Origin of the sequence: Bacillus sp. L75, from assembly GCF_003676355.1 — a bacterium.
Lineage (GTDB): Bacteria > Bacillota > Bacilli > Bacillales > Bacillaceae > Bacillus > Bacillus velezensis.
In genome coordinates, this window is record NZ_ML064904.1 from 388,445 (window position 1) to 402,239 (window position 13,795).

Genomic DNA, 13,795 nt, shown 5'->3' on the forward strand with positions numbered 1-13,795 from the left:
CTTTTTTTTCATTTTAGATTCATATATGATAGACTGTAACAGAAGCAAAATCTCTTTTTTCGAGGTCATTCTATGAAATTAACGAACTATACCGATTATTCTTTACGCGTTTTGATTTTTTTGGCTTCCAGACATTCCGACGAACTTTCCAACATAAAAGAAATCGCAGATACTTATTCCATCTCTAAAAACCACCTCATGAAAGTCATTTACCGCCTCGGCCAGCTCGGGTATGTCGAAACGATCCGGGGCCGAGGAGGCGGAATCCGTTTAGGAATGACACCGGAAGACATAAACATTGGAGAAGTCGTTCGAAATACAGAAGACGACTTTAACATCGTAGAATGCTTTGACTCCCAAAAAAATCTCTGTATCATATCTCCCGCCTGCAACTTAAAGAACCTTCTGAATGAAGCCCTGCAAGCTTACCTGGCCGTTTTAGACAAATATACGTTAAGGGATCTGGTCAAAAACAAAGAGGAGATTATGAGACTGCTCAGAAGCTGAAGGAATGTCCGCATTCCTTCTTTTTTTTATGCCGGCATAAGAAAAAAGGACTATTTCTATTAATATGATAAACGATTGCAGACAAGTGCCGATATAAAGATTATCATTACTGATATCCTCACCTTGCGGCTGCAACGAATGGGGATAGTAAAATCATCGCAGGAAAAGGGAGATTCATTATGAGAAAAAAGGTAGCGGTCGGTTTGACTGCATCTGCGATCGTCGGGTCTGCGTTAGCTGTAACACCGGCAGAAGCACAAACGATTAAGGTTAAAAGCGGAGATTCATTATGGAAGCTTGCCCAAAACTACAATACGAGCGTGGATGCCATTACATCAGCCAATCATCTAAAATCCACCGTTCTTTCTATCGGGCAGACGCTCAACATTCCTAACGGCAAATCAGATGCCGGCAGCAAAAATCCATCTTCAAAGAACAGCGGCACGACTAAAAGCGTTTATACAGTGAAAAGCGGCGACTCGCTGTGGCTGATCGCATCTGATTTTAAAATGTCCGTACAGGAACTGAAAAAATTGAACGGTCTGACAAGCGACTTAATCCGCGCGGGACAGAAGCTGCAAGTGACGGGGAAAGTTTCCTCAAGCACCGATCAGAAAAAAACCACGCCGGGCAGCAGCTCAAACAGCAGCAAAAAGCAGTCATCATCTTCCGGGACGTATAAAGTCAAACTCGGCGATTCACTATGGAAGATCGCAAACAGCGTCAATATGACCATTGCGGAACTCAAAGTATTAAACAACTTAAAAACGGATACGATCTACGTAAACCAAGTCCTGAAAACAAAAGGAACGTCTTCTTCGGGAAACACGCCGTCAAAGGACAATTCAAACCAAAATAAAAACCAGACGCAAACGTCCTCCTATACAGTAAAAAGCGGAGACTCACTCTGGAAAATCGCAAACGCATACAATATGACGGTTCAGCAAATCAGAAGCATCAACAAACTGACGTCAGACATGCTGCGGGTCGGACAAGTGCTTAAGCTGACCAAAACGTCATCTTCCGGCTCTTCGACTTCACCGTCAACTCCGAACCAGTCCGGAAATACAGGGAAAACCACTACATATACCGTGAAAAGCGGGGATTCTTTATGGGTGATCGCCCAAAAGTTCAATGTGACCGCCCAGCAGATCCGCGAGAAAAACAATCTGAAAACAGATGTTCTTCAAATCGGACAAAAGCTGACGATTACCGGGCAGCAGACAAACACGACTCCGAATCAGTCCGGCAACACAGGCGGCACAGGTTCAACAAGCGCGAAGATTAATGTAATGATCGATGCCGCAAAAGCTCAGCTGGGCGTACCGTATGTATGGGGCGGGACGACGCCGAGAGGCTTTGACTGCAGCGGTTTCATTTATTACGTTCTCAATAAGGTCACTTCTGTATCCAGACTTTCAGCCGCAGGCTACTGGAATACGATGACATCAGTCAGCCAGCCGGCGGTCGGTGACTTTGTCTTTTTCTCAACTTATAAAGCCGGACCTTCCCACGTCGGTATTTATCTCGGGAACGGCCAGTTTATTAATGCCAACGATTCGGGTGTCGTTATTTCCAGCATGAACAATTCCTATTGGAAACAGCGTTACCTCGGCGCAAAACGTTTCTTCTGATATCTGACAAGCTGTACGGCCTCAATAAGGCTGTGCAGCTTTTTTTACAGTCTGAAAATATTAATGCTGATCACGTGTTTTGTTACGGGATGGAAATACACTTCAGCACGGGATGAAAACGTTTCTTTTGCTGTTTGCACCGTTACGCGAAACACATCTTTCGTCTGTTCCCGGTTCACTTTTGTACGGCCCATGTACGAATAATCGGTAAGCTCGGCCCCCTTGTATTCACGTTCAAGCTGGTTCCATGCGAGCTGCTCCCATTTTTCAACTGACGGATCAAGGTGTTCTGTATGCCCTTTTTCAGCGATCGAGGCAATGAGAATGCCGCAAAACAAGAGGGCAAGCACAAATGGAAGGGATTTCATCTTTATGTTCTCCTGAGTCGTTTTTTGTCAATCTTAGCGTGTCCAAAGAAGAGACGGATATGCGGTTTTATTTTATGTCTCCCTCATATTGCTATGCCGCTGTGATAAGGCCACCAACTTTTCCCCCGTTGCATCGGGCTTCGACGGCATAAACTAACGGAGAACTTCTCATTGAAAGGAGAAGCGTTAGATGGATCATGCCGATTATGACAAAGCCTTGTATTACACACACCGGTCTCAATGGGACAATTTGTTAATATTGATGGTTCGTACAAAAGATGATTTATTATCAAAGCGTATTGAGCACTTTCTGCACGCGTATCATTTCGAATATGATCATGCGGTGCTTGAAAAAGAGCTGTATTCTCTTCTCGGGTATATTGATCATGCGACAGAGCTCGCTTATGAAGATCAATTAGCCATGCTGACATAAAAACAATCCCGGCGTCAGACGCCGGGATTTCTTATGTTTGTGAACATATTCAGCTCTTCGATCATCTCTTTCAGGCTGACAGCCATATCCTCAGATACGGTCCGGCGCTCCATGTCGATGTGAATCGGGTCTAAGACCAGCTGTTTCGGGATGACATTTGCATAGACGCCCCGCATGACCGTCCGCATATTCGCCAGCGCGTTCATGCCTCCTTTTCCTCCGCCCGCCGCGGCCATGATTGCCACCGGTTTGTATGCCCAGTGATCGCTGCTTAAAAAATCAATGGCGTTTTTTAAAGCGCCGCTCATGCCGCTGTGATACTCGGGAGATAATAAGACGACGGCCGCCGACTTTTTCACCTGCCGCCTTAACTCTTGCACTGAAGGCAGCTCGTTCTGTTCTTCTTCACCGTTATAAAGCGGTAGATCACTTTCGCTCAAATCAATAAAATCGGTATGAAACCGATCTCTTATATAAGAAGCGGCAATTCTAGTCCGCCCGTTTTTTCTCGGTGTGCCGCTGATCACTAATATGCTCATGATTTTACCGCCTTTCCAAAAACATTATATTTTACCGCATACAATGCCGCCTGCGTCCGATCGGAAAGATTCAGCTTTGACAGCAGGTTGGACACGTGGGTTTTCACTGTTTTTTCTGAAATAAACAGTGCCGCCGCAATTTCCTTATTGCTTTTCCCTTTGGCTATTTCTTGAAGAACATCTTTTTCACGTGGGGTGAGCTGATCATATTTTTCCTTATCCTGATCATCCTGAACCATATGGGTCAGCACGTGAGGCACAATATCCGCCGACAGCCGGTAACGTCCGGAATACACTTCCCAGAGCGTTTTCACTAAATCATCGGGCTGGGCGTCTTTCAGCTGATACGCTTTTGCGCCGGCTTTAAGGGCGGGAATGACATGCTCCTGATCAGAATAGCTCGTCAAAACGACGATACTGATGTCCGGAAATCGTTCAGCCACAATTTTTGCCGCTTCTATGCCGTCCATATCAGGCATTGATAAATCCATCAGAATGATGTCCGGCTCCGTCTTTTCAGCTTGCTGAAGCGCTTCAGCACCGGTGGACGCCTCACCGACAACTTCAATGTCTTCCTGAGTGGCGAAGAAATAGCGCAGTCCTTTGCGGACAACGTGATGATCATCAGCAATCACAATTTTCATCAATCAGACCTCCTGTCCCGAAACGGAAGCCGAACGGAGACAATCGTTCCGGCGCCAAGCTCGGATTGCAATGTAAAGCGGCCTCCGATTGCTTCGGCGCGCGCTTTCATGCCGGTCACGCCGAGCGACGGCAGCCCCGTATGCGTATCTGCGCTGAAGCCCGCTCCACGGTCGCTAATATGAAGCTCCGCGCAATCCGACTTTTTAACGGCGGAAATGATAACCCGGTCCGTTCCCGCATGCTTTTTACAGTTATTCAAGGCTTCCTGGGCGATCCGCCAAAGCGCGTGTTCCTGTTCATCCGTAAGCTCCAGCTCATCCTCCATTTCACAAACGGCTTCCAGGCCGATAAGAGCGGCATAGCTTTTGATCGACGCATACAGCCCTTTCGTCAAACTTTCCGGCTTCAGCTGCCAAATAAGCGCCCTCATTTCTGTTAGCGCATCCTGAGACAGCTCTTGAATAAACGTAATCATCTGCCGGAGCCGATCATCATCTGTAAAGCTCTTTGCGGCTTTTGCCGTTAAGCTGACAGAAAACAGCATCTGATTGACGGAATCATGCAGCTCTTGCGCAAGTCTGCTTCGTTCCATCAACAGGGCGTTCTGCTGCTCAAATTCGGCCAATTTCATCCGCTGAATCGCCGTTCCGATTTGAAATGCAACCGCTTCAAGCAGATGCAGTTCTTCTTCGTTGAAAAATGTCTTTTCGCTTGCGGCGACGTTTAATAAACCGAACTTCCGGCCGCCGTCCTCAAGCGGTACGGTCGCATGATGGGTAATGCCCTCCGTATCGCGGCAGTTCGTCGTCTGTTCCGCAAATTCAATCCGTTTACAATTCATTATGTTTACGGCCTTTGTCAATCCGCCATTGCTGAATTTGGTCAGACAATAGCATTCCCCGCTGCACATGAGTGCATTTTCCCGCTGACCGAGAGCCGGCGGTAAATAAGCGGATGCGGCGAGCGTATAAGATCCGTCCGGCTCAATCAGAAAAATCCACCCTGTCTGCAGCCCGGTCAGGCTGAGCAGTTCGCGAAGCACTTTATCAAGCGCTTCCTTTAAATCGTGGCTTTGGTTTAAGGTTTCCGCAATCGCTTTTAACGTTTTTAACGTTTCTACCGTCGTTTTCGTCAATTTCCCTCACTCCGGCCAATCAGAATTATCCATATTATATCAATTCTTTTCTGTATATTCCTTTGTTTTCAGCATGAATTTTCCTCATACTTTCGGATGAGGCGTATAAAAAAACCGCCGGATGTCGCTTCCGGCGGTTTGTTGTTTATTTCGTTTTTTCCACTATGCCATCCACCGTTTTCATGACAGCTTCAGATAATGCGGCAAGACGCTGTTCGCTGTCTTGTAAAGAAGTTCCCTTCACGGCGAAATAGAACTTCACTTTCGGCTCCGTTCCGGATGGACGAAGGCAGAACCAAGAGCCGTCTTCAAGGAAATATTTCAGGACATTTGACTTCGGCAGATCAATATCTTCTTCATGATGATCGGCAAATACAGTCCGTTTTCCCGTTGAATAGTCTTCAGCCTGCGTGATTTGTTTTCCGGCCATCTGCTTCGGCGGATCGTTTCGGAAGGAAGTCAGGATAGCGGAAATCTGCTCTGCTCCCTGTTTTCCTTTTAACGTCAATGACTTCAAGCCTTCACGGTAATAACCGTATTCTTTAAAAATGGACAGCAGCGCGTCATAAAGCGACATGCCCTGCTTTTTATAAAAGGCGCATACCTCGACGGCTAACAGCGCAGCCTGGATCGCGTCTTTGTCACGCGCGAAATCGCCGATTAAGTAGCCGTAGCTTTCTTCATACCCGAACTGGAACGTGTATTGGCCTGATTTTTCATATTCTTTGATCTTTTCACCGATAAATTTGAAGCCTGTCAGTGTGTCAACCGTATCTAATCCGAACGATGAAGCGACGGCGCGGCCCAATTCGCTCGTGACAATCGTTTTCATGACGACACCGTTTTCAGGAAGGGCGCCCTGTTTTTTCTTCTCGGAAAGCAGGTAATGCAATAAAAGCGCGCCTGTCTGGTTTCCCGTCAGCACTGTGTACTTGCCTTCGCTGTTTTTTACCGCAATGCCGAGACGGTCGGCATCCGGGTCCGTAGCGACGAGAATATCAGCGTTTTGTTCTTCTCCGAGTTTAATGGCATATTCGAATGCCGCGTGCTCTTCCGGATTCGGCGATTTGACGGTTGAAAAATCCGGGTCCGGCAGCTCTTGCTCCTTCACGACGGTGACGTTTTTGTAACCGAGTGCTTCAAGACCGCGGCGCACCGGTTTATTTGCCGTGCCGTGCAGCGGAGTGAACACGACGCTGACATCCACTTCATCCGAAAGCTCGGGATGTACGGAGATGGAAGTCAGTTCTTCAGTATATGGTTTATCAATTTCTTCACCGATTATTTTAATCAAACCTTTTTCTTTCAGCGACTGTTCATCTTCAACTTGAATCGTTAATTCATTTTCTATGGCATTCACTTCCGCAATGACGATGTCCGCTTCTTTCGGCGGCAGCTGTGCGCCGTCATCGCCATACACTTTATATCCGTTATATTCAGGCGGGTTATGGCTGGCCGTCACGACGATACCGGCATAAGCGTTCAGCTTTCTCACCGCAAAAGACAGCTCAGGCGTCGGGCGGAGCTCATCAAATACGTATGTTTGAATGCCTTGGGAAGCAAGGGTTTTTGCAGCCTCCATCGCAAACTCAGGAGATTTATGACGGGAGTCGTATGCGATCGCAACCCCTCTTTTTTTCGCGTCTTCCCCCTGTTTCGCGATATACGCCGCAAGTCCGGCGGATGCTTTGCGGACCGTGTAAATATTCATCCTGTTCGTACCCGGCCCGATTTCTCCTCTCATGCCTCCTGTTCCGAACTCAAGATTTTTGTAGAAAAAATCTTCCAGCAGCTGCTCGTTTCCTTCTGCGTCCGCCAATAATTTTTTCAATTCTGAATCTAATTGTTCGGCCTGATTCCAGCGTTCGTAACTCTTACTCCAACTCATGTTCGTCCTCCTATAATTTCAGCTTATGACCATATTTTAATATGAAGCGGCTGCCCGTGTCACTTGATAACTTAACCAAATGCTTTATGTAAAAAGATAAAAGAAGGGCTCATGCCTTTTCGGCACAGCCCTCCGGTTATTATTGTTCGAGCGGAACAACCGCGTCGTGCAGCAGCGTATTTAACCACTCAGTGTGTTTTTCTTTCGTTTCGTCATTCCATTGGAATCGGTCGCTCATGTAATCAATCACGGCTGTTTTATACGTTTGCACCCATTTGATGTCGAAGAACAGTCTTCCCGTTCTGCGGACGAAGAAATCGGCAGGTGTCGCAGCCATTTCTTCTTCGATGCTGTAAGCCGCTTCCGCCAGAATGTGAACCGGAATCTGGCGTTTTTCCGCTTCGTCTTTCAGACCTTCAATCCGGCTGAATACATTTTCAACGTTAGAGCCGTATCTGATGGCTAACTGCTTAGCGGTTTCCTGTGATAAACCGATTTTCAAGCCGTCTTTTGTCTTTGCTTCCACAAATGACTCGAAGTTTTTAGAGCCGCCGACATGTCCGCCGGAAATCGGCATCGTCTTCGTCTTGCAGCCGCCGAAGTCCTGGCCGCCCTCTTCTTTCAAGCGGTCGCGGACAAGATCGACAATGTGCTCAGCCATTTTACGGTAGCCCGTCAGTTTTCCTCCGGCGATCGTAATCAGGCCTGATTGAGATGTCCAGATTTCATCTTTACGGGAGATCTCAGACGGGTCTTTCCCTTCTTCGTGAATAAGCGGTCTGAGGCCGGCCCAGCTTGATTCAATATCGTCCGCCGTAATGTTCAGTTCCGGGAACATATAATTGATGGAGCTGACGACATAATCGCGATCCTGCACCGTCATCCGCGGGTGCTCAAGTTTTTGTTTGTAAACCGTATCGGTCGTACCCACGTATGTTTTTCCTTCACGCGGAATGGCGAACACCATCCGGCCGTCCGGCGTATCAAAGTACACCGCCTGTTTAAGCGGGAATACGGATTGGTCGAATACGAGATGGACCCCTTTTGTGTGCTGAAGATGTTTTCCGCTTTTGCTGTGGTCTTTTTCTCTCAGCTCGTCGACCCACGGACCTGTCGCATTGACGATTTTTTTGGCGTAAACTTTGTATTCCTTGCCTGACAGCAGATCTTCAATTAAAACGCCGACAACTTTTCCTTTTTCATAAAGCAGTTCTTTCACTTTAGAATAGTTGACAGGCTCCGCACCGAATTTAACGGCTTCTTTCATGACTTCAATCGTCAGTCTCGCATCGTCCGTCCGGTACTCTACATAATAGCCTCCGCCTTTTAAGCCGTCTTTTTTGACGAGCGGCTCTTTTTGCAGCGTTTCTTTAGCAGACAGCATGCTTCTGCGCTCTGATTTTTTTACTCCCGCTAAATAGTCATACACACGCAGGCCGATGGAAGTAGAGAATGAACCGAACGTGCCGCCTTTATGAAACGGCAGCAGCATCCATTCCGGCGTCGTGACGTGCGGGCCGTTTTCGTACACGATGGCACGTTCCTTACCGACTTCTGCAACCATTTTGACTTCAAATTGCTTCAGATAACGCAAACCGCCGTGGACAAGCTTTGTGGATCGGCTTGATGTGCCGGCCGCAAAATCCTGCATTTCGCTCAAAGCGACTTTCATTCCCCTTGAAGCAGCGTCAAGCGCCGTACCGGCACCCGTAATACCTCCGCCTATAATAAACAGATCGTATGTTTTTTTAGTCATGTCTTCCAGCATATGATCCCGTTCCAAACTTGAAAATTGGTGATTCATCATTACGTTTCCTCCTTGTTGTCACGGTATAGAAAAAGAGACCACAACAGCCAAAGCGCATGTCATCACTTTGGTGCTGTGGTCTCTCCTCATCTCAGGACCGTTCCTATTAACTTGTTTTCAGTATACCACATTTTTATCTTATTTAAAAGCCATAGCTGCATTTACTGCTTTTTTCCATCCGCCGTACAATTCATCGCGTTTTTCATCTTCCATTTCCGGTTTGAATTGCTTATCAAGGTTCCATTGATCAGCGATTTCAGTGCTGTCCTTCCAGTAGCCGACAGCGATTCCGGCCAAATACGCAGCACCGAGCGCCGTCGTTTCATTAATTTCCGGACGTTCGACCGGCACATCAAGCAAGTCGCTTTGGAACTGCATGAGGAAGTTATTTTTTACCGCTCCGCCGTCTACACGCAATGTTTTTAAAGAGATGCCTGAATCAGCCTCCATGGCATCAAGCACATCTTTCGCCTGATAAGCGAGAGATTCAAGCGTAGCCCGGATAAAATGCTCCTTCGTCGTTCCGCGTGTCAGGCCGAAAACTGAGCCGCGCACGTCACTGTCCCAGTACGGTGTGCCTAATCCGACGAAAGCGGGCACGACATAAACACCGTCAGCGGAATCCACACGCTCTGCGTATGTCTCGCTTTCTTTTGAATCTTGGAACATCCGCATGCCGTCTCTCAGCCATTGGATGGCAGAACCTGCGACAAAGATGCTTCCTTCCAGTGCATACTCGACTTTTCCGTCTAATCCCCAGGCGATTGTCGTCAGAAGGCCGTGATCAGAAGTGATGGCTTTTTCTCCGGTATTCATCAGCATAAAGCAGCCTGTGCCGTATGTGTTTTTCCCCATGCCTTCTTCAAAGCACGCCTGACCGAACAGCGCAGACTGCTGGTCTCCGGCCGCTCCCGCAATCGGAATGTTTTTACCGAAGAAATGATAATCAACCGTTTTCGCGTACACATGAGAAGACGGTTTCACTTCCGGCAGCATTGATTTCGGCACGCCTAAAATATCAAGCAGCTCGTCATCCCATTTTAATTCATGTATATTAAACATCAGCGTTCTTGAAGCGTTGGAATAATCCGTTACGTGCGCCGCCCCTCCGGACATTTTCCAGATGAGCCATGAATCAATCGTTCCGAACAGAAGACTTCCGTTTTCCGCTTTTTCCCGCGCGCCTTCTACATTGTCAAGAATCCATTTGACTTTCGTTCCTGAGAAATAAGGGTCAATCAAAAGTCCCGTTTTTTCTCTGAATGTATCATTATATCCTTTTTCACGAAGCTCTTCGCAAATGCCGGATGTTTGTCTCGATTGCCACACAATCGCATTGTATACCGGCTTTCCGGTATCTTTATCCCATACGACCGTCGTTTCCCTTTGGTTCGTGATGCCGATGCCGGCAATTTGATCAGCGCTGATTCCGGACTCGGAGATCACAGTCGCGATAACGGCGAGCACCGATCCCCAGATTTCGTTCGCATTGTGCTCCACCCAGCCCGGCTGAGGGAAATGCTGTGTGAATTCCTTTTGAGCGGAATGCACGATTTTTCCTTCTTTATTAAAAAGAATCGCTCTTGAACTTGTTGTGCCTTGGTCAATTGATAAAATATAGGTCTCCATGATGCCGCTCTCCTTTTTAAATATATTCAGAATTTGATAATGTTTTCCGTGATTGAGATTTCTTGGTATAAAGATAAAGTATGAAAAGCACGATAACCATTATAACGCTTACAAACCAAAAGCTAGGTGTCACATTTCCTTTAAACGCGGCATTGTAAAATACGCCGCCGAACGCACCGCCCATGATCGGACCGACTACGGGAATCCAGGCATATTTCCAATTTGACGGCCCTTTTTTCGGAATCGGCAAAAAGGCGTGAGCGATTCTCGGCCCCAAATCCCGCGCAGGGTTGATCGCATATCCGGTCGTCCCTCCAAGAGAAATCCCGATGGCAACGATGAGGAATCCGACAATCAGCGGGTTCAGCCCTTTTGTAAATTCATTCGCTCCGATTGCCAAAATGCCGAGCACAAGCACAAACGTACCAATGACTTCACTTATCATATTCCCAAATGTATGAGGAATACTCGGGCCGGTCGAGAAAACGCCCAGTTTAGCGGCCGGATCATCCGTCGCCTTCCAATGCGGCAGATAATGAAGGTACACAACAACCGCACCGATCATTGCTCCGATCATCTGTCCTGCAATATAAACAGGGACCTCTTTCCAAGGAAAGCTGCCTTCAAGCGCAAGGCCTATCGTTAAAGCCGGATTCAAGTGGGCGCCGCTGATGCTGCCGACGGCATATGCCGCCATGGCTACTCCCAATCCCCAGCCGAATACAATAACAATCCATCCGGATTGGTATGAAAGCGATTTCTTTAAATTGACTCCCGCACAAACGCCGCCGCCGAAAATAACAAGCAGCATTGTACCGATTACTTCTCCCCAAAATGCTGTCATCATCATTCCTCCTAAATGACATAATAGCAGGTTTGACAGAGTTATAGAGAATAAAAAACCCACAACAAACCGCTTTACGCTTTATTGCTTCCGTAAAGAGCTGTTGTGGGTCTCCGGGTCTCCATCACATAGTATTAACCTAGGTCTATTGTAACAATGGGTGTAAGCGGTGTCAATCTTTTTTTGTCATAGAATGTTCATATTTAGCCCATAGGTCGGTGTCTGAAGTCGTCACGGCCGTGGCTCCTGCCTGCAAGGCGTTTTCAACGTCCTGCTCCGTGCGGATGAAGCCGCCGGCAAAAATCGGAATCCCCGTCATTTCTTTAATTTCTCTGATTAAAGTCGGAACGATGCCCGGGAGAACCTCGATAAAGTCAGGCTTATGCTTTCCGACGAATTCCATGCTTTTCTCCATGGCGCTCGTATCCAAGAGAAACAGACGCTGGATCGCGTATATTTTCTTTTGTTTCGCTTTGACGATGACTGATGATCTCGTCGAAATGATGCCCGCGGGCCGGATATCCTGGCAAATGAACTCCGCACCGTATTCATCATGCTTAATGCCGTGGATTAAATCGACGTGAACCATCAGAAGTTTTCCGTGTTTTTTCGCTTCATTCACGACACCTTTTAATTGACCGAGGTGGATATCTAAAATGACGCCGTATAAGAACGGACTTTCTAAAAATGCATCGAATTGCTTCATGTTCCGGATTGCCGGTAGAATCTGCTGGTTGTGAAAACTCATGTTTTACTCCTTTACATTAAAAATCAATGCTCAGCACGCTTTCCTTGACGGTCGAAATGATGAAAGAGAGCTCCTCGTCCGACAGGCAAAAAGGCGGAGACAGCTGAATGACATTATTATATCCCGCTACAGTATCGCCATTTTTCCCGACAAGCAGGCCTTTTTCTCTGCACGCGGTGATGACGTGCTGCACAAGGGCGGCATCAGCGGGTTCCTTCGTGATTTTGTCCTTGACGAGCTCAATGCCGGCAAGAAGGCCCTTGCCCCGTACATCTCCGACCGCCGGATGTTCTCTGAGCGGCTCAAGCTCACGGAGCAGCCTTTCTCCAAGCTCCCGGGAGCGGGCGATCAGATTTTCGTCCTCCATCAATTGCAGGTTTTTCAAGGCCAGGGCGCAGGCTGCCGGATTGCCTCCGAATGTATTCACGTGCCGGAAGCGGCCGTACGGCTCACCGCCCGAATACGCCTCAAAAATCTCCCGTTTTACTGCCGTTGCCGACAGCGGCAGATAAGCGCTCGTAATGCCTTTTGCCATTGTGACGATGTCCGGTGAAACGCCGTAATGCTGAAATCCGAACGGCTCTCCCGTGCGGCCGAAACCGCAAATAACTTCATCACTGATCAGAAGCGCGCCGTGGCGGCGGCAAATGTCCTCTACCTTTGCCATATACCCGTCCGGGGGCATCAGTATCCCTCCGCCTGTAATAATCGGTTCCATAATAACGCCGGCAATCGTTTCGCTTAACTCCCACGTCATGATCCGGTCGATTTCATGCGCGCTTTCCAATGTGACGGCATCGCCGGGATTCCGATAGAGATCAGGCGGCGCCGCGTGCAAAAAACCTTGTGAGAGCGGCTCATATTTATATTTTCTCTGCGCCTGGCCGGTAGCGGCGAGCGCCCCCATCGTATTGCCGTGATAGCCTCTGTACCGGGAGATGAATTTGAAGCGGCTGTGATCGCCGTTTTCAATGTGGTATTGGCGGGCAATTTTGAACGCGGTTTCATTTGCTTCCGATCCGCTGTTGGAAAAGAAGATTACATAATCGCCGCCGAGCCATTCATTCAATTTTTCCGCAAGCTCAATCGCGGGTTGATGGCTTTGGGTCAGCGGATAATAAGGAAGCTCCTTCAATTGGCTGTAAGCCGCATCGGCAAGTTCCTTTCTGCCGTATCCGATATTGACGCACCACAGGCCTGACATGCCGTCCAAATACCGTCTGCCGTCAATGTCCGTAACCCAGGCGCCTTCCCCTTTTTGGACGATTATGCTGTCATCCGGCTCCGCCCCTTTCATCGCGTGCCAAATCAGCTCTTTATCCTTTTGTTTGAGTGACTGATTTTTTTGTACATGTTCCACACCGCTCATCTCCCTTTCAATATCATTGCACTGTATCGAAAGCTGCCCGGCTTCTGACGCCGATTCTCTTGGTGAAGTTTTCCTCTTAATAAGAATATAAAGGCGCGGCATGGGCGAGTCAATAAAGCGGCGGCAATTAAAAAAACGCTTTCTCCCAGAAAGCGAAAGGGCTACAAGAGCATATCCCGAAACCGGGGCCGGTGCAAGTGTTTTTATAAAAAAACCCGCCCCTTAGGGACTGCCCCCCGTTTTTGAGAC

The 13,795-nt window shown here is 47.9% G+C and carries 13 protein-coding genes; 3 read left to right on the forward strand and 10 right to left on the reverse strand.

Going from position 1 to position 13,795, the window contains the following annotated elements; all coding sequences use genetic code 11:
• Positions 1-72 precede the first annotated feature (72 nt).
• Both nsrR and lytF read left to right on the forward strand, forming a co-directional pair.
• On the forward strand, positions 73-507 hold the full coding sequence (gene nsrR / locus D5S11_RS10660) for a nitric oxide-sensing transcriptional repressor NsrR (RefSeq protein ID WP_007409277.1): 435 nt from the start codon (positions 73-75) through the stop codon (positions 505-507).
• 179 nt (positions 508-686) lie between these two features.
• Entirely contained in the window at positions 687-2,141 is a 1,455-nt protein-coding gene (lytF, locus tag D5S11_RS10665; protein ID WP_061046933.1) for a peptidoglycan endopeptidase LytF, read from the forward strand.
• 44 nt (positions 2,142-2,185) lie between these two features.
• On the opposite strand, the gene D5S11_RS10670 is transcribed toward lytF, so the two are convergent.
• On the reverse strand, positions 2,186-2,509 hold the full coding sequence (locus tag D5S11_RS10670; RefSeq protein ID WP_031378436.1) for a DUF3889 domain-containing protein: 324 nt from the start codon (positions 2,507-2,509) through the stop codon (positions 2,186-2,188).
• A 190-nt stretch (positions 2,510-2,699) separates the two neighbouring features.
• Between D5S11_RS10670 and D5S11_RS10675 the strand changes: the two genes are divergently transcribed.
• The gene (locus D5S11_RS10675; RefSeq protein WP_003155335.1) at positions 2,700-2,942 is read left to right on the forward strand and encodes a YhdB family protein; all 243 of its coding nucleotides are present in this window, start codon (positions 2,700-2,702) and stop codon (positions 2,940-2,942) included.
• 14 nt (positions 2,943-2,956) lie between these two features.
• Here the strand turns inward: D5S11_RS10675 and D5S11_RS10680 are convergent, their stop codons facing one another.
• The 9 genes from D5S11_RS10680 to D5S11_RS10720 all read right to left on the reverse strand — a co-directional run bounded on the left by D5S11_RS10680 (position 2,957) and on the right by D5S11_RS10720 (position 13,546).
• Complete coding sequence (locus tag D5S11_RS10680; protein WP_007409280.1) at positions 2,957-3,481, reverse strand: NADPH-dependent FMN reductase; 525 nt, start codon at positions 3,479-3,481, stop codon at positions 2,957-2,959.
• Complete coding sequence (locus D5S11_RS10685; RefSeq protein WP_007409281.1) at positions 3,478-4,125, reverse strand: response regulator; 648 nt, start codon at positions 4,123-4,125, stop codon at positions 3,478-3,480. The genes D5S11_RS10680 and D5S11_RS10685 overlap by 4 nt, the downstream gene beginning before the upstream one ends.
• Positions 4,125-5,261 carry a GAF domain-containing sensor histidine kinase gene (locus D5S11_RS10690; RefSeq protein WP_007409282.1) on the reverse strand — a complete coding sequence of 379 codons (1,137 nt, stop codon included), beginning with the start codon at positions 5,259-5,261 and terminating at the stop codon, positions 4,125-4,127. Before D5S11_RS10690 ends, D5S11_RS10685 begins: the two co-directional genes overlap by 1 nt.
• A 145-nt stretch (positions 5,262-5,406) precedes the next feature.
• Complete coding sequence (locus D5S11_RS10695; protein WP_007409283.1) at positions 5,407-7,149, reverse strand: phospho-sugar mutase; 1,743 nt, start codon at positions 7,147-7,149, stop codon at positions 5,407-5,409.
• A gap of 139 nt (positions 7,150-7,288) precedes the next feature.
• Complete coding sequence (gene glpD / locus D5S11_RS10700; protein ID WP_003155341.1) at positions 7,289-8,956, reverse strand: glycerol-3-phosphate dehydrogenase; 1,668 nt, start codon at positions 8,954-8,956, stop codon at positions 7,289-7,291.
• A 138-nt stretch (positions 8,957-9,094) separates the two neighbouring features.
• The gene (gene glpK, locus D5S11_RS10705; protein ID WP_007409284.1) at positions 9,095-10,585 is read right to left on the reverse strand and encodes a glycerol kinase GlpK; all 1,491 of its coding nucleotides are present in this window, start codon (positions 10,583-10,585) and stop codon (positions 9,095-9,097) included.
• A 16-nt stretch (positions 10,586-10,601) separates the two neighbouring features.
• Positions 10,602-11,429, reverse strand: coding sequence for an MIP/aquaporin family protein (locus tag D5S11_RS10710; protein WP_032866201.1), 828 nt, complete (start codon positions 11,427-11,429; stop codon positions 10,602-10,604).
• Between the two features lie 172 nt (positions 11,430-11,601).
• Positions 11,602-12,177: a glycerol-3-phosphate responsive antiterminator gene (locus D5S11_RS10715; protein WP_007409286.1), complete on the reverse strand. Its 576-nt coding sequence runs from the start codon at positions 12,175-12,177 to the stop codon at positions 11,602-11,604.
• A 16-nt stretch (positions 12,178-12,193) separates the two neighbouring features.
• Positions 12,194-13,546 (reverse strand): aspartate aminotransferase family protein, encoded by a 1,353-nt coding sequence (locus D5S11_RS10720; protein WP_102422641.1) that lies wholly within the window; start codon positions 13,544-13,546, stop codon positions 12,194-12,196.
• Between the last annotated feature and the right edge of the window lie 249 nt (positions 13,547-13,795).

Coding starts and splice junctions, on each gene's coding strand:
- D5S11_RS10675 (WP_003155335.1), top strand. CDS start 2,700: ATGGATCATGCCGATTATGACAAAGCCTTGTATTACACACACCGGTCT.
- glpD (WP_003155341.1), bottom strand. CDS start 8,956: ATGATGAATCACCAATTTTCAAGTTTGGAACGGGATCATATGCTGGAA.
- nsrR (WP_007409277.1), top strand. CDS start 73: ATGAAATTAACGAACTATACCGATTATTCTTTACGCGTTTTGATTTTT.
- D5S11_RS10680 (WP_007409280.1), bottom strand. CDS start 3,481: ATGAGCATATTAGTGATCAGCGGCACACCGAGAAAAAACGGGCGGACT.
- glpK (WP_007409284.1), bottom strand. CDS start 10,585: ATGGAGACCTATATTTTATCAATTGACCAAGGCACAACAAGTTCAAGA.
- D5S11_RS10695 (WP_007409283.1), bottom strand. CDS start 7,149: ATGAGTTGGAGTAAGAGTTACGAACGCTGGAATCAGGCCGAACAATTA.
- D5S11_RS10720 (WP_102422641.1), bottom strand. CDS start 13,546: ATGAGCGGTGTGGAACATGTACAAAAAAATCAGTCACTCAAACAAAAG.
- lytF (WP_061046933.1), top strand. CDS start 687: ATGAGAAAAAAGGTAGCGGTCGGTTTGACTGCATCTGCGATCGTCGGG.
- D5S11_RS10670 (WP_031378436.1), bottom strand. CDS start 2,509: ATGAAATCCCTTCCATTTGTGCTTGCCCTCTTGTTTTGCGGCATTCTC.
- D5S11_RS10715 (WP_007409286.1), bottom strand. CDS start 12,177: ATGAGTTTTCACAACCAGCAGATTCTACCGGCAATCCGGAACATGAAG.
- D5S11_RS10685 (WP_007409281.1), bottom strand. CDS start 4,125: ATGAAAATTGTGATTGCTGATGATCATCACGTTGTCCGCAAAGGACTG.
- D5S11_RS10710 (WP_032866201.1), bottom strand. CDS start 11,429: ATGACAGCATTTTGGGGAGAAGTAATCGGTACAATGCTGCTTGTTATT.